Consider the following 14,329-nt stretch of genomic DNA (forward strand, 5'->3'; position numbering starts at 1 on the left):
TTACACAGGATTCGGGATGCTTGAATTAGTTGCCGCGTTTATCTGCCTCACCACCCTCCTCACTTATGTGAACTACCGCTTCATCGGCCTGCCGCCGGCCATCGGCGTGATGGTCACCGCATTGCTGTTCTCCCTGATGCTGCAGGGCCTGAGCCTGATCGGCTTCCCTGGCCTGGAAGAACGCGTCGAAGGCCTGATGAACCAGATCGACTTCAACGACCTGCTGATGCACTGGATGCTGTCGTTCCTGCTGTTCGCTGGCGCCTTGCACGTCAACCTCGCCGACCTGCGCAGCTACCGCTGGCCGATCGGCCTGCTGGCCACCCTTGGCGTACTCATCGCCACCGTGGTGATCGGTTACCTGGCGCACTGGGTGTTCGCCCTGTTTGGCTGGAACGTGCCGTTGATCTACTGCCTGCTGTTCGGCGCGCTGATCTCGCCGACCGACCCAATCGCCGTGCTCGGCGCACTGCGTACCGCCAACGCCTCCAAACCGCTGAAGACCACCATCGTCGGTGAGTCGCTGTTCAATGACGGCACGGCGGTCGTGGTGTTCACCGTGCTGCTGGGCATCATCCAGCTGGGCGAGACGCCGAGCGTCGCCGACACCGCCATCCTGTTCGCCCGCGAGGCCCTGGGTGGCATAGCCTTCGGCGGCCTGATCGGCTATGCCACCTACCGCATGATCAAGAGCGTCGAACAATACCAGGTGGAAGTGATGCTGACCCTGGCGCTGGTGATCGGCGGCTCGGCCATGTGCTACGAGCTGCACGTGTCGGCGCCGATCGCCATGGTGGTAGCCGGACTGATCATCGGCAACCTGGGACGCAACCTGGCGATGAACGACATGACCCGCCGCTACATGGACGGCTTCTGGGAACTGATCGACGACATGCTCAATGCCTTGCTGTTCGCGCTGATTGGCCTGGAGCTGTTGCTGCTGCCGTTCAACTGGCTGCACCTGGCGGCCGGTGGCGTGCTGGCGGTGGCGGTGCTGGCTTCGCGGCTGCTGACCGTGGCGCCGGCGATCGTGCTGTTGCGCCGCTGGCGCAGCGTGCCGCAGGGCACCATCCGCGTGCTGACCTGGGGCGGCCTGCGCGGTGGCGTGTCGGTCGCCCTGGCGCTGTCGCTGCCGCAGGGCGCCGAGCGTGACCTGCTGCTGTCGATCACTTACATCGTGGTGCTGTCGTCGATCCTGATTCAGGGCCTGACGGTCGGCAAGGTGGTGCGCAAGGTCAGCACACAACCCGAGTAACAACGTAGAGGCGGACTAGCCCCGCGATATCGTCTGCACAGGCATAGATGTTGATCCTGCCGGCGCCATTGCGGGGCAAGCCCGCTCCCACGCTTGAGCAAACGGGTCTATTCCACCGCGCTGTCCGGGAACTGGTCCTGGATGTACTTGATCTCGGTGCGCCCGTGGGCGGCCGGCAGGCCATCCTCACCCAGGTTGACGAACACCATCTTGTCGACGGTCAGGATCGCCTTGCGGGTGATCTTGTTGCGTACTTCGCACTTGAGGGTGATCGAGGTGCGGCCGAATTCGGTGGCGGTGATGCCCAGCTCGATGATGTCGCCCTGACGCGAGGCACTGACGAAGTTGATCTCGGAAATGTACTTGGTCACCACGCGCTGGTTACCCAGCTGGACGATGGCGTAGATCGCCGCCTCCTCGTCGATCCAGCGCAGCAGGCTGCCGCCGAACAGGGTGCCGTTGGGATTGAGGTCTTCGGGTTTTACCCATTTGCGGGTGTGAAAGTTCATCTGTACTCCTGACCTGCTTGCTGACATGCGCTAATGATGGCAGACCGCTCGGTCACGCTCCATTGAACATCGACTATCGTCTCGATTAATCGACAGAAAGTCTTGGGTGTGTAACACGCCCGCGGCTATAATCTTGCCGTTTCACATGGCCCCCCACAGTGGTGGCCATCCCGCCACCCATCCGAGGGGCGCTGCAGCAGGCTTGGCCTGTCAGGCTCGGTTGGGGCGTTGTCCGCGCAAGCGGACGCTCAACGCACAACGGCGCCCATTCGCACACTACGAATGGAGGCTCTCAATGAGCGCTGTAAACACGCCTGCAGGTTTTTCCGACTTCAAGGTCGCCGACATCTCCCTGGCCGACTGGGGCCGCAAGGAAGTCATCATCGCCGAATCGGAAATGCCCGCGCTGATGGGCCTGCGCCGCAAGTATCAAGCCGAGCAACCGCTCAAGGGCGCGAAGATCATCGGCTGCATCCACATGACCATCCAGACTGCCGTGCTGATCGAGACCCTGGTCGCCCTGGGTGCCGAAGTGCGCTGGTCGTCGTGCAACATCTTCTCCACCCAGGACCAGGCCGCCGCCGCCATCGCTGCCGCCGGCATCCCGGTGTTCGCCTGGAAAGGCGAGACCGAGCAAGAGTACGAGTGGTGCATCGAGCAGACCATCCTCAAGGATGGCCAGCCATGGGACGCCAACATGGTGCTGGACGACGGCGGTGACCTGACCGAGATCCTGCACAAGAAATACCCGGCCATGCTGGACAAGATCCACGGCGTGACCGAAGAGACCACCACCGGCGTGCACCGCCTGCTGGACATGCTGGCCAAAGGCGAGCTGAAAGTCCCGGCGATCAACGTCAACGACTCGGTCACCAAGAGCAAGAACGACAACAAATACGGCTGCCGCCACAGCCTCAACGACGCCATCAAGCGCGGCACCGACCACCTGCTGTCGGGCAAGCAGGCCCTGGTGATCGGCTACGGCGACGTGGGCAAGGGCTCGGCCCAGTCCCTGCGCCAGGAAGGCATGATCGTCAAGGTCACCGAAGTCGACCCGATCTGCGCCATGCAAGCCTGCATGGACGGCTTCGAAGTCGTCTCGCCGTTCAAGGACGGCATCAACACCGGTACCGAAGCCGGCATCAACAAGGACCTGCTCGGCCGCATCGACCTGATCGTCACCACCACCGGTAACGTCAACGTCTGCGACGCCAACATGCTCAAGGCCCTGAAAAAGCGCGCCGTGGTCTGCAACATCGGCCACTTCGACAACGAGATCGACACCGCCTTCATGCGCAAGAACTGGGCATGGGAAGAGGTCAAGCCACAGGTGCACAAGATCCACCGCACCGGCGCCGGCGTGTTCGACCCGCAGAACGACGACTACCTGATCCTGCTGGCCGAAGGCCGCCTGGTAAACCTGGGCAACGCCACCGGCCACCCGAGCCGCATCATGGACGGTTCGTTCGCCAACCAGGTCCTGGCGCAGATCTTCCTGTTCGAGCAGAAGTTCGCCGCGCTGCCTGCCGCGAAGAAGGCCGAGCGCCTGACCGTGGAAGTGCTGCCGAAGAAACTCGACGAAGAAGTGGCCCTGGAAATGGTCCGCGGCTTCGGCGGCGTGGTCACCCAGCTGACCCCGCAGCAGGCCGAATACATCGGTGTGACCGTCGAAGGCCCGTTCAAGCCGGACGCTTACCGCTACTAAGCGGCTGGTTGCCAGTGCCAGGTATCCTTGCCCGGCACTGGCAGGCAACGTTTCGAACCGATGTCCGAGCCAGGCCGGCCCCCACCGTCCTGGCTTTTATTTGCAGGCAGCAGCCCAGGCTCACTGCCGAAGGAACCAGAGATGTCACAAGAACGCCGCTACAGTTTCGAGTTCTTCCCCACCAAGACCGATGCCGGTCACGAAAAGCTGATGGGCGTTGCCCGCCAGCTGGCCAGCTACAACCCGGACTTCTTCTCCTGCACCTATGGTGCCGGTGGCTCGACCCGCGACCGCACGCTCAACACCGTGCTGCAGCTGGAAAATGAGGTGAAAGTCCCCGCCGCCCCGCACCTGTCCTGCGTGGGCGACAGCAAGGACGACCTGCGCGCCCTGCTGGCCGAGTACCAGGCCGCCGGCATCAAGCGCATCGTCGCCCTGCGTGGCGACCTGCCGTCGGGCATGGGCATGGCCAGCGGCGAACTGCGCTACGCCAGCGACCTGGTCGAATTCATCCGCCAGGAAACCGGCAACCACTTCCACCTGGAAGTGGCCGCCTACCCGGAGATGCACCCGCAGGCGCGCAATTTCGAGAGCGACCTGGCCAACTTCGTGCACAAGGTCAAGGCCGGTGCCGACAGCGCCATCACCCAGTATTTCTTCAACGCCGACAGCTACTTTTATTTCGTCGAGCGCGCGCAGAAGCTGGGCGTCGAGATCCCGGTGGTGCCCGGCATCATGCCGATCACCAACTACAGCAAGCTGGCGCGTTTCTCCGACGCCTGCGGCGCCGAGATCCCACGCTGGATCCGCAAGCAGCTGGAAGCCTATGCCGACGACACCGCCAGCATCCAGGCATTCGGCGAGGAAGTGATCACCCGCATGTGCGAACAACTGCTGCAAGGCGGCGCACCGGGCCTGCACTTCTATACCCTCAACCAGGCCGAGCCGAGCCTGGCGATCTGGAACAACCTGAAGCTGCCACGCTGATGGTCGCGAACAAGGCTTTGGCGCAGGTCAAAGCTTTGTTCGTTCGCGCTCGCGCCGCACGCGCCTGCGGCCAGCGTTCACTGGTCTTGCCCGGGCTTGCAGCGTACTCTCACGCCATGCGCACGCTCATCCTCCCTCTCCTGCTGTTGCTGCTCGCCGGCCTGAGCCCGATGGCCCATGCCGAAAGCCTGCGCATCGTCAGCGACGACTGGGCCCCCTACCTCTATCAGGAGAACGGCCAGGCCAAAGGCATCGACTACGAGATCACCAACGAGGTGTTCAAACGCCTCGGTGTCCAGGTGCAGTGGCAGTTCCTGCCCTGGAAGCGCTGCCTGGCCATGGTCGAGCAGGGCCTGGCGGACGCCGTGATGGATATTTTCCAGGTCGACTCGCGCCAGGGCTACCTGGTCTACCCGGACGAACCGATGTCCGAGGTCGAGTTCGTCCTCTACCAAGCGCGTTCACGCCCACACCCGGTCGAGCGCGTCGAGGACCTGGCCGGGCTGACCATCGGCACCTCGCCGGGCTATGTCTACGATGGCACCTTCGCCGAGTCACCGCTGTTCCGCCGCGAGCCCGCGCCCAGCCACGAGGCCAATTTCGGCAAGCTGGCGCTAGGGCGCATCGACCTGCTGGTGACCGACCGCCAAGTCGGCCGCTATGTGAGCCATCGGCTGGGCCTGGAGCAGACCGTTGAAGAGCTGCCCCTGGTGGTCAGCAGCCGCCCGCAGTACCTGGGGCTGGCCCGCAAGCCCGGCCGCGAGGCGTTGGCGCAGGCCTTCAGCGACGAGTTGCGGCGCTTCAAACAGGAGCCCGCCTATGCGGCGATCAGTGCCCGCTACCTCGGCAATAAGGATTTTCCTTTCGCCGTTGAGCAGCAGGAACGCGGCACACGCTGATTGCTCTGTTATACTCGGGCCTTCCCGCCCGGCTCACGCCCGGACGCTCGGCCTCGCAACAGGCATCTCGACCCGCAGCCGCGCACCTTTGGTGCCCGCCCGCCGGCATTCAGGATGCGCAGTGAACGCCCAGCTGGACCGGACGCGATCGCATCCCTCCGATGCCCGTCGCGCCAGGCAGAACACCCCATCGGGCCTAGCCCCCACGAGAACAGGATTGCCCATGTCCTTTGCTTCCCTCGGTCTCTCCGAGGCTCTTGTCCGCGCTATCGAGGCAGCGGGCTATACCCAGCCCACTCCGGTGCAACAGCGGGCCATTCCCGCCGTGTTGCAAGGTCGCGACCTGATGGTCGCCGCCCAGACAGGTACTGGTAAAACCGGCGGCTTCGCGCTCCCTATTCTTGAGCGCCTGTTCCCGGGTGGCCACCCCGACAAATCGCAACGCCATGGCCCGCGCCAACCGCGCGTGCTGGTGCTGACCCCCACCCGCGAGCTGGCAGCGCAGGTGCATGACAGCTTCAAGGTCTACGCCCGCGACCTCAACTTCATCAGCGCCTGCATCTTCGGTGGCGTCGGCATGAACCCGCAGGTCCAGGCCATGGCCAAGGGCGTCGACGTCCTGGTCGCCTGCCCGGGCCGCCTGCTCGACCTGGCCGGCCAAGGCAGCGTCGACCTCTCGCGTGTCGAGATCCTGGTGCTGGACGAAGCCGACCGCATGCTCGACATGGGCTTCATCCACGACGTCAAGAAAGTGCTGGCGCGCCTGCCGGCCAAGCGCCAGAACCTGCTGTTCTCGGCGACCTTCTCCAAGGACATCACCGACCTCGCCGACAAGCTGCTGCACAACCCCGAGCGCATCGAGGTCACGCCGCCGAACACCACCGTCGAGCGTATCGAGCAGCGGGTCTACCGCCTGCCGGCCAGCCACAAGCGCGCCCTGCTGGCGCACCTGATCACCCTGGGCGCCTGGGAACAGGTGCTGGTGTTCACCCGCACCAAGCACGGCGCCAACCGCCTGGCCGAGTACCTCGAGAAGCACGGCCTGACCGCCGCGGCGATCCACGGCAACAAGAGCCAGAACGCCCGCACCAAGGCGCTGGCCGACTTCAAGGCCAACACCGTGCGCGTGCTGGTCGCCACCGACATCGCCGCCCGCGGCCTGGACATCGACCAGTTGCCCCACGTGGTCAACTTCGAGCTGCCCAATGTCGAGGAAGACTACGTTCACCGCATCGGCCGTACGGGCCGTGCCGGTCGCTCCGGTGAAGCCATTTCGATGGTCGCGCCGGATGAAGAAAAGCTGCTCAAGAGCATCGAGCGCGTCACCCGCCAGAAAATTCCGGATGGCGACCTGATGGGCTTTGACGCATCGCAGGTCGAGGCCGAGAAGCCGGAAGTGCGCGAGCGCCAGCCGAACAATGGCCGCGGTGGCCGCAACCAGCAACCTCGCGGCGAAGGCGGCAAGGAAGGCAGTGGCGGGCGCAAGGACAAAGGCAAGGACAAAGGCCGCAACAAGCCTTCGTCCGAGAAGTCCGCGGAAAAGGACAAGTCCGGCGAGAAACAGCAGCAGGGCCAGCAGCGCAAGCCGCGTGACCAGAAGCCACGCCAGCAGCAGAACAACGGCCAGAAAGCCGTGCCTGTCGCCGCCCCCAATCGCGACCCTGAAGAGTTCCTCGACGACGACGTCGACAACTTTGGCAACCGCGCCGACTACGTAAGCCCTTACCAGAACGCCAAGAACCAGGGGCGCAATCGTCGCCCGGGCGGCAACGGGGGCCAAGCCCAAGGGCAAGGCCAGCGCAGTGGTGGCGGCCAGGGGCAAGGCCAGGGCCGTGGCAATGGCCAGCAGCGCCAGGGCCAGGGCTCCGGTGAAAAGCGCCCGCGCAACGGCGGCGGTAGCAATGGTGGCGCCCGACGCGACAACAACGGTGGCCGTGCTCGCCGTGAAGATTCGTCCCGCCAGGAACCGGCCGTGCGCAACCCGCGCGAGTCGCAGAGCGCGCCAGTGATCATCCGCAAGGAATCCAAACTCGACCGTTACCCGACGCCCGAGCAACTGGACGACCTGCCAAGCCGCCCACGCGGTGAGCGCCCGGCGCTGCTGACCCGCAAGGGCTGAGCCCGCAATCGCGGGGCCTGCCCCGCGATGAGGCCATGCAAAGCCAACGAAAACGCCGCCCATTGGGCGGCGTTTTCGTTGCTGGCGAAGCGAATTACTTCTGCTTCACGCCTTCGACGCTGATATCCAGGTCCAGGGTCTGCGAAGTCGGACCTGGGCCCTTGATGCCGAAGTCGTTCAGGTTCAGCGTGGTGGTGGCGTTGAAGCCAGCGCGCTCGCCGCCCCACGGGTCCTTGCCCTCGCCATTGAACACGGCCTTGAAGGTGACGGGCTTGGTCACGCCGTGCAGGGTCAGGTCGCCGGTCACATCGGCAGTCTTGTCACCGGTCGACTTGACGCTGGTGGAGACGAACTTGGCTTCCGGATATTTTTTGACATCCAGGAAGTCCTTGCTGGCGATGTGCTTGTCACGCTCGGCGTGGTTCGACCACAGGCTGGCAGTCTTCAGGTCTACGCTGATCTTGCTGGCCTCGGGCTTCGCACTGTCCCAGGTGAAGTTGCCGTCGAAGTCCTTGAAGGTGCCGTGGATGAAGCTGTAGCCCAGGTGGCTGATCTTCCAGTCGACGAACGCGTGCTGGCCTTCCTTGTCGATCTTGTACTCGGCGGCCATGGCCTGGCCGGCGGAGATCAGGGCGGTACCGAGCGCCAGAGCGGCAAAAGTCTTTTTCAACATCCTTACTTCCTTCCTTTGCAATTGAGGTTGAGAGTCAAGCTTTGCGGCCCAGCATGCGGGTCAGGGTCGCGTCACGGTCGATGAAATGATGTTTCAATGCCGCCAATGCGTGCAGTACGGCAAAAATCACCAGGCCCCAGGCCAGCCAGAGGTGGATCACCCCCGCCAAGTCAGCCTGGTCAGGCAGGTCGCTGACCAGCGCGGGAACGTCGAACAAGCCGAACACCGGAATACCCACGCCGTCGGCGGTGGAAATCAGATAGCCCGCTATCATCACTGCGAACAGGCCCAGGTACAGCGCCAGATGGCCCAGCTTGGCGGCCAGCCGGGTGACCTTGCCATGGTTGGCCGGTGCCGGTGGCGGCGGGCTGACGAAACGCCAGACTACCCGCAACAGCATCAGTGCCAGCAACACCAGGCCGATGCTCTTGTGCAGGTCCGGACCGGACTTGCGCCATGGGTCGTAGTAATCAAGGCCGACCATCCACAAGCCCAGGCCAAACAGCCCGAAGACCGCCAGCGCCACCCCCCAGTGCAGGACGATGCTGATCAGGCCATAGCGATAAGATGAATTGCGCAGTTGCATGTTGGCGTATTTCCCCGTGAAAGCTGTGCACAAGACTAACGCGTAATGCATCGAATAAAAGCGTAAAAAGCAGCTTCTGATTATCGAAAAACCAGATATTAATTCTGAAAGCTTCCTATTAAGGAAACATTAACGATAGACGTTTGGAAGATCCGACGCCATCGCGGGGCAAGCCCGCTCACACAGGGCTCCGCGATGGCGGCTATACCGAGATCAGCCGGCCTTGGCCTGGCTGTTGACCACCGGCTTCTTGGCCGGTTCCGACTTGGCGGTGGCCTTCTTCACCGGCGCCGGTTTGGCTGCAGGCTTGTGGGCCTGCTTGGCCGCAGGCTTGGCGGGGGCCTGCTTGGTGGCCGCCGGCTTCACTGGCTCTTCCTTAGCAACGGGTGTCGGCGCAACCGGCGCGGCTGCCGGTGCAGGCGCAACCTCCTCGGCCTTGGCGATCGGCGCGGCCTTGGCCTCTGGCTTGTCAGAACCGCCAAACAGACGCGAGAAGAAGCCCGGCTTGGCCTGCTCGGCCTTCACGGGCTCCGCCTTGGCCGGAGCCTTGTCGGAAGCGCCGCCGAACAGGTTGGAGAAGAAGCCGCCCTTGTCCTTCGCGGCCGCGACGCCGGCCGCTCCAGTAGCCGCTGCGGCGGCTACCGACGCAGCCTTGGCCGGGTCGAAGGACTTGCCCGCCGCCAGGTCCTGGACCTGCCCCGCGGCACGCTGGCCGCTACGCAGGGCCCCTTCGAGGGTACCTGGGTAAAGCGCATCGGTGTGTTCGCCGGCAAAGGCGATCCGTTGTACCGGGCGCTCCCACAGGCGCCAGTATTTGCTGATCTGCCCCGGGCCGTAGGCCAGGTACGCACCGCCCATGCCGGCGTCGGTGCTGTAGCGACGGATTTCATAACCGGTGAAGGCGCCGCGTGCCTGCGGGTAGAAGGCGTGCAGGCGGATCAGTACCTGGTCGACCATCTGCTTGTCACCAAAAGCCTGGAGCAAGCGGGCGTTATCCCCGGACAGGTTGATCACCACGTTGGCGCCGCCCTTGAGCGCCGGCTCGATCCACAGCATGCCAAGGCCAGTGTTGCTGAAGATTTCCCCGGACATGCGTGCACGGCTTTCCCACACCGGATTCTTGAACTTGAGCATCAGTTGGTCGCGCCAGCCATAGTTGGTGCCCTTCAAGGCGGCCAGGTGCTGCCCGTCCAGGCCCGGTGTCATCTGGATCTTGGCCAGTGCACGCAGCGGTACGGCCATGACCAGATAGTCAGCCTGGTAGCCGACGCCGCCGACCTTGACGGTCACACCGTCTTTGTCCTGAACGATGGCGGTAACCGGCGAACTGGTCTTGATGGTCTTCAGCTGCTTGACGAAGGCCTGGGCCAACACCGGGCTGCCACCGGGCAGGCGCGCGGCGCGCAGGTCACGGTCGCTGACATTGCGGTAGACCCGGCCTTGCTGGGCGAAGTACAGCAGCGACAGGCGCGACGGCTCGTCATAGCGGGTGCGGATCTGCTGGTTGACCAGCTGACGGGCGGTGGCTGGCAGCTGCAGCTTGTCGAGCCAGGTGGACACGTTCATCTGGTCGAGGGCGAACAGGGTGCTGTTTGCCGCGGGATTGAGCGGGTCTTCGATGGAACGGGCCAGGTCGTCGAGGGTTTTCTCGAAGCGTTTGAGCGCCTCGGCAGTGGCTGGCTGCTTGGTCGCCAGATCGGTGGCGCTGAAATATTCACCGTCGATCAGGTAGCCGGGGTTGCGCACGAACTCCGGGGCCGGCAGGGTGGCGACCTTGAACTGCTCCAGATACTGGTTGAGCACCGGCTGGGTCTTGCTGTTGCCGACCCATTCGCTGGTGGCCAGGCCCGAACGCCCGCCCATGCCCGACTTGGCTTCCAGCAGGGTCACCTGCCAGCCCTTGCTCTGCAGCTCGTAGGCCGCGGTCAGGCCCGCCAGGCCACCACCGACGACGATCGCCGTCTTGTCCTTGGCCAGCGCGACGCCGCTGGTCACCCCGATCAATACCAACGCGCACAGGCGCACCCAAGCAGCAGCCATGATGGCGAACTCCGGTTAGAGAAGCGATAGAAGGGACGGGGAGCAATGCCCCGGGAGAGATGCGTTAAGAATACGTCACCTCTGCCCACCCTGCCACCGCAGTGACATCAAGTGCCTTTGGCAACTGGTAATTTTGTCAGTGGCGTTGGGTCGCCGGGGCGTGCAGCCTTGGCTGGCACTCAAGCATCGAGCCGGGGAAGAACAGTGATCTACACCGAAGATTTTGCCAGGTGGACGCCTTCCGCGCCCCTACCCGAGTGCTCCTGGCGCACGCCCACCGGCCTGAACATCGTGTCCAATGGCATTGTCTACAGCGCGCGTTACCAGACCGACGAGGGGCGGATCGGCACGGAATTGATCATCCATGGCCAGTGCGATATCGAGTTCATCTTCGGCCAGACGGTCGATTGCCTGCTGCTTGAAGTGGATGTCACCACGCTCGGCACGGCCGTCTCGACCGCCTACTGGTTGACCCTGCGCGACCTGGACTACACCGAGTTCACGCCCGGGCCCGGCACCCACGGCACCTCCTGGCACGACGTGCCCGGCCCGCTCGACCGCCTGACCCTGTCCACCCTGCCGCAGTGCACCGTGCATATCCGCCAGCTGGAATGGCGCCCGGCCTGGCGACATTGAGCGGTTGTCCTGCCCCCCGGCATTGCTTAGGCTTACGCGGTCAAACCGAGCCGTAACGCCAGGAGAAGTGCCCATGGGCCTCAACGATCAGTGGATGCAGCGCGACCTGAAGGTCCTTTGGCACCCCTGCACCCAGATGAAAGACCACGAACAGCTGCCGCTGATCCCGATCAAGCGCGGCGAGGGCGTGTGGCTGGAGGACTTCGAGGGCAAACGCTACCTGGACGCCGTCAGCTCATGGTGGGTCAACGCTTTTGGCCATGCCAACCCGCGCATCAACCAGCGCATCAAGGACCAGGTCGACCAGCTCGAACATGTGATCCTCGCCGGTTTCAGCCACCAGCCGGTGATCGAGCTGTCCGAACGCCTGGTAGCGATCACCCCCGCCGGCCTGGACCGGGTGTTCTATGGCGACAATGGCTCATCGTGCATCGAAGTGGCGCTGAAGATGAGCTTCCACTACTGGCAGAACACCGGCAAAGCGCAGAAGAAGCGCTTCGTCACCCTGACCAACAGCTATCATGGCGAGACCATCGCCGCGATGTCGGTGGGCGACGTGCCGCTGTTCACCGAAACCTACAAGGCGCTGCTGCTGGACACCATCAAGGTGCCGAGCCCGGACTGCTACCTGCGTCCGGAAGGCATGGGCTGGGAAGAGCACTCGCGGAACATGTTCGCGGCCATGGAGCAGACCCTGGCCGAACACCACGCCAGCATCGCTGCGGTGATCGTCGAACCGCTGATCCAGGGCGCCGGCGGCATGCGCATGTATCACCCGGTGTACCTCAAGCTGCTGCGCGAGGCCTGCGACCGTTACGACGTGCACCTGATCCACGATGAGATCGCCGTCGGCTTCGGCCGCACCGGCACGATGTTCGCCTGCGAGCAGGCCGGCATCACCCCGGACTTCCTGTGCCTGTCCAAGGCCCTGACCGGCGGCTACCTGCCGCTGGCCGCCTGCCTGACCACCGACAAGGTCTACCAGGCGTTCTACGACGACTACCCGACCCTGCGCGCCTTCCTGCACTCGCACAGCTACACCGGCAATCCGCTGGCCTGCGCCGCGGCCCTGGCCACTTTGGACATCTTCGAGCAGGACAACGTGATCGAGGCCAACAAGGCCTTGTCGGCGCGCATGGCCAGCGCCACCGCGCACCTGGCCGACCATGCTCACGTCGCCGAGATCCGCCAGACCGGCATGGTTCTGGCCATCGAGATGGTCCAGGACAAGGCCACCAAGGCTGCCTACCCCTGGCAGGAGCGCCGCGGCCTGAAAGTCTTCGAGCACGCCCTGAGCCGTGGCGCACTGTTGCGCCCGCTGGGCAGCGTGGTGTATTTCCTGCCGCCTTACGTGATTACACCCGAACAGATCGACTTCCTGGCCGAGGTGGCCAGCGAAGGGATCGATATCGCCACCCGCGACAAGGTGAGCGTTGCCGTGCCGGCCGACTTCCATCCGGATTTCCGCGATCCGGGCTAGCCCCAGACCAACCCGAAACCTGTAGGAGCCGGCTCGTCCGCTCCTACAGGATCTGCGTCAGCCTTTTTCCAGAGCAAGCCCATGAGACTCTCCCGCTTCTTCATCGACGCCCCACTGGGCCTTGGCGAGCACGAGCTCCCCGAAGCCCAGGCCCACTACATTGGCCGCGTGCTGCGCATGGCCCCTGGCGACGCCGTGCAGCTGTTCGACGGCAGCGGCCAGGAATACCTCGGCCAACTGCTCGAAGTCGGCAAGAAAACCGTGCGCGTCAGCCTCGACCAGGCACTTCCCGGCCAGGCCGATTCGCCTTTGCATATCCACCTCGGCCAGGGCCTGTCCCGTGGCGAGCGCATGGACTGGGCGATCCAGAAAGCCACCGAGCTAGGGGCCAACGAAATCACCCCGATCGTCAGCGAACGCTGCGAAGTACGCCTGAAGGACGAACGCGCCGACAAGCGCCTGGCCCACTGGCGCCAGGTGGCTGTCAGTGCCTGCGAGCAGTGCGGGCGCTCGACCTTGCCGGTGATCCACCCGCCCGTGACCCTGGCCGAGTGGCTGAAAAGCACCGAAGCCGACCTCAAGCTGGTGCTGCACCCGGTGGCCGAGCCACTGACCAGCCATGCCAAACCGGCCAGGCTGGCCTTCCTGATCGGCCCCGAGGGCGGCCTGAGCGAAGCGGAAGTCGAGCAGGCCAAGGCTGCCGGCTGCCACGCCGCCCGCCTCGGCCCTCGCGTGCTGCGCACCGAAACCGCGCCTGTGGTGGCCCTGTCGGTGGCACAGCAACTGTGGGGCGATTTCTAACGCACGTAGAAAAACACCGCGACGAAGTGCATCAGGCTGCCGGCAATCACGAACAGGTGCCAGATGCCGTGCCAGTGGCGGAATCGGCTGTCAAAAGCGAAGAAGATGATGCCGACGGTGTAGAACACACCGCCGGCCGCCAGCCAGGCGAAACCCGCGGCACCCAGGCTGTGCAGCAGCGGTTTCACCGCCACCAGCACGATCCAGCCCATCAACGCATAGATGACGATCGACAGGATCCGTGCCTCGGAGCGCGGCTTGATCTCCTGCAACATGCCGACCAGCGCCAGCCCCCAGACCACCCCGAACAGGCTCCAGCCCCAGGGGCCGCGCAGGCTGACCAGGCAGAACGGCGTGTAGCTGCCGGCAATCAACAGGTAGATCGACAGGTGGTCGAGCTTGCGCATGACCCGCTTCGCCCGCCCGCGGGTGCTGTGGTAGAGGGTGGAGATGCTGTAGAGCAACAGCAGGGTGAAGCCGTAGATGGAGAAACTGACGATCTTCCAGGGATCGCCCTGCAGGCCCGCCACGACGATCAGCCAGCTCGCGCCGATGCAGGCCAGTACCGCGCCGACCAGGTGGGTCCAGGCGTTGAAGCGTTCACCGTAATACATGCAAGCACAGACCTCCCGCAGCAGT

Annotated in this window: 13 protein-coding genes and 1 riboswitch; of the genes, 8 read left to right on the forward strand and 5 right to left on the reverse strand. The window is 64.3% G+C overall.

Annotation, left to right across the window (positions count from 1 at the left end; all coding sequences use genetic code 11):
* The first annotated feature begins 16 nt into the window (after positions 1–16).
* Entirely contained in the window at positions 17–1,255 is a 1,239-nt protein-coding gene (locus ACVWY1_RS22220; protein WP_102682224.1) for a cation:proton antiporter, read from the forward strand.
* Positions 1,256–1,362: 107 nt separating this feature from the next.
* On the opposite strand, the gene ACVWY1_RS22225 is transcribed toward ACVWY1_RS22220, so the two are convergent.
* On the reverse strand, positions 1,363–1,764 hold the full coding sequence (locus ACVWY1_RS22225) for an acyl-CoA thioesterase (protein ID WP_003257757.1): 402 nt from the start codon (positions 1,762–1,764) through the stop codon (positions 1,363–1,365).
* A 177-nt stretch (positions 1,765–1,941) separates the two neighbouring features.
* Positions 1,942–2,038, forward strand: a riboswitch (S-adenosyl-L-homocysteine riboswitch).
* Between the two features lie 21 nt (positions 2,039–2,059).
* Between ACVWY1_RS22225 and ahcY the strand changes: the two genes are divergently transcribed.
* The 4 genes from ahcY to ACVWY1_RS22245 all read left to right on the forward strand — a co-directional run bounded on the left by ahcY (position 2,060) and on the right by ACVWY1_RS22245 (position 7,474).
* Positions 2,060–3,469, forward strand: coding sequence for an adenosylhomocysteinase (gene ahcY, locus ACVWY1_RS22230; RefSeq protein ID WP_046853939.1), 1,410 nt, complete (start codon positions 2,060–2,062; stop codon positions 3,467–3,469).
* Between the two features lie 141 nt (positions 3,470–3,610).
* Positions 3,611–4,456 (forward strand): methylenetetrahydrofolate reductase [NAD(P)H], encoded by an 846-nt coding sequence (metF, locus tag ACVWY1_RS22235; RefSeq protein WP_046853938.1) that lies wholly within the window; start codon positions 3,611–3,613, stop codon positions 4,454–4,456.
* 116 nt (positions 4,457–4,572) lie between these two features.
* Positions 4,573–5,355 carry a substrate-binding periplasmic protein gene (locus ACVWY1_RS22240; protein ID WP_277502205.1) on the forward strand — a complete coding sequence of 261 codons (783 nt, stop codon included), beginning with the start codon at positions 4,573–4,575 and terminating at the stop codon, positions 5,353–5,355.
* Positions 5,356–5,578: 223 nt separating this feature from the next.
* Positions 5,579–7,474: a DEAD/DEAH box helicase gene (locus ACVWY1_RS22245; protein WP_214500901.1), complete on the forward strand. Its 1,896-nt coding sequence runs from the start codon at positions 5,579–5,581 to the stop codon at positions 7,472–7,474.
* 94 nt (positions 7,475–7,568) lie between these two features.
* Here the strand turns inward: ACVWY1_RS22245 and ACVWY1_RS22250 are convergent, their stop codons facing one another.
* From ACVWY1_RS22250 to ACVWY1_RS22260, 3 genes are all read right to left on the reverse strand, one after another.
* Positions 7,569–8,147 carry a YceI family protein gene (locus ACVWY1_RS22250; protein WP_023629958.1) on the reverse strand — a complete coding sequence of 193 codons (579 nt, stop codon included), beginning with the start codon at positions 8,145–8,147 and terminating at the stop codon, positions 7,569–7,571.
* A 34-nt stretch (positions 8,148–8,181) separates the two neighbouring features.
* Complete coding sequence (locus tag ACVWY1_RS22255) at positions 8,182–8,733, reverse strand: cytochrome b (RefSeq protein ID WP_111532545.1); 552 nt, start codon at positions 8,731–8,733, stop codon at positions 8,182–8,184.
* 213 nt (positions 8,734–8,946) lie between these two features.
* A complete protein-coding gene (locus tag ACVWY1_RS22260) occupies positions 8,947–10,773 on the reverse strand; it encodes a flavin monoamine oxidase family protein (RefSeq protein WP_258599738.1) in 1,827 nt (608 codons plus the stop codon).
* Positions 10,774–10,977: 204 nt separating this feature from the next.
* Here ACVWY1_RS22260 and ACVWY1_RS22265 point away from each other — a divergent pair, with 204 nt between their 5' ends.
* From ACVWY1_RS22265 to ACVWY1_RS22275, 3 genes are all read left to right on the forward strand, one after another.
* Positions 10,978–11,409, forward strand: a complete 432-nt coding sequence (locus ACVWY1_RS22265) for a hypothetical protein (protein WP_110702107.1) — start codon at positions 10,978–10,980, stop codon at positions 11,407–11,409.
* A gap of 73 nt (positions 11,410–11,482) precedes the next feature.
* Positions 11,483–12,889: an adenosylmethionine--8-amino-7-oxononanoate transaminase gene (locus ACVWY1_RS22270; protein ID WP_102682228.1), complete on the forward strand. Its 1,407-nt coding sequence runs from the start codon at positions 11,483–11,485 to the stop codon at positions 12,887–12,889.
* 81 nt (positions 12,890–12,970) lie between these two features.
* On the forward strand, positions 12,971–13,690 hold the full coding sequence (locus ACVWY1_RS22275; RefSeq protein WP_110702109.1) for a 16S rRNA (uracil(1498)-N(3))-methyltransferase: 720 nt from the start codon (positions 12,971–12,973) through the stop codon (positions 13,688–13,690).
* On the opposite strand, the gene trhA is transcribed toward ACVWY1_RS22275, so the two are convergent.
* Complete coding sequence (gene trhA, locus ACVWY1_RS22280; protein WP_102682230.1) at positions 13,687–14,304, reverse strand: PAQR family membrane homeostasis protein TrhA; 618 nt, start codon at positions 14,302–14,304, stop codon at positions 13,687–13,689. The genes ACVWY1_RS22275 and trhA overlap by 4 nt on opposite strands.
* Positions 14,305–14,329: the final 25 nt, after the last annotated feature.

The sequence above is a fragment of the Pseudomonas sp. TE6288 genome, from assembly GCF_054062095.1.

Coding starts and splice junctions, on each gene's coding strand:
- metF (WP_046853938.1), top strand. CDS start 3,611: ATGTCACAAGAACGCCGCTACAGTTTCGAGTTCTTCCCCACCAAGACC.
- ACVWY1_RS22220 (WP_102682224.1), top strand. CDS start 17: ATGCTTGAATTAGTTGCCGCGTTTATCTGCCTCACCACCCTCCTCACT.
- ahcY (WP_046853939.1), top strand. CDS start 2,060: ATGAGCGCTGTAAACACGCCTGCAGGTTTTTCCGACTTCAAGGTCGCC.
- ACVWY1_RS22225 (WP_003257757.1), bottom strand. CDS start 1,764: ATGAACTTTCACACCCGCAAATGGGTAAAACCCGAAGACCTCAATCCC.
- ACVWY1_RS22240 (WP_277502205.1), top strand. CDS start 4,573: ATGCGCACGCTCATCCTCCCTCTCCTGCTGTTGCTGCTCGCCGGCCTG.
- trhA (WP_102682230.1), bottom strand. CDS start 14,304: ATGTATTACGGTGAACGCTTCAACGCCTGGACCCACCTGGTCGGCGCG.
- ACVWY1_RS22255 (WP_111532545.1), bottom strand. CDS start 8,733: ATGCAACTGCGCAATTCATCTTATCGCTATGGCCTGATCAGCATCGTC.
- ACVWY1_RS22275 (WP_110702109.1), top strand. CDS start 12,971: ATGAGACTCTCCCGCTTCTTCATCGACGCCCCACTGGGCCTTGGCGAG.
- ACVWY1_RS22250 (WP_023629958.1), bottom strand. CDS start 8,147: ATGTTGAAAAAGACTTTTGCCGCTCTGGCGCTCGGTACCGCCCTGATC.
- ACVWY1_RS22245 (WP_214500901.1), top strand. CDS start 5,579: ATGTCCTTTGCTTCCCTCGGTCTCTCCGAGGCTCTTGTCCGCGCTATC.
- ACVWY1_RS22260 (WP_258599738.1), bottom strand. CDS start 10,773: ATGGCTGCTGCTTGGGTGCGCCTGTGCGCGTTGGTATTGATCGGGGTG.
- ACVWY1_RS22270 (WP_102682228.1), top strand. CDS start 11,483: ATGGGCCTCAACGATCAGTGGATGCAGCGCGACCTGAAGGTCCTTTGG.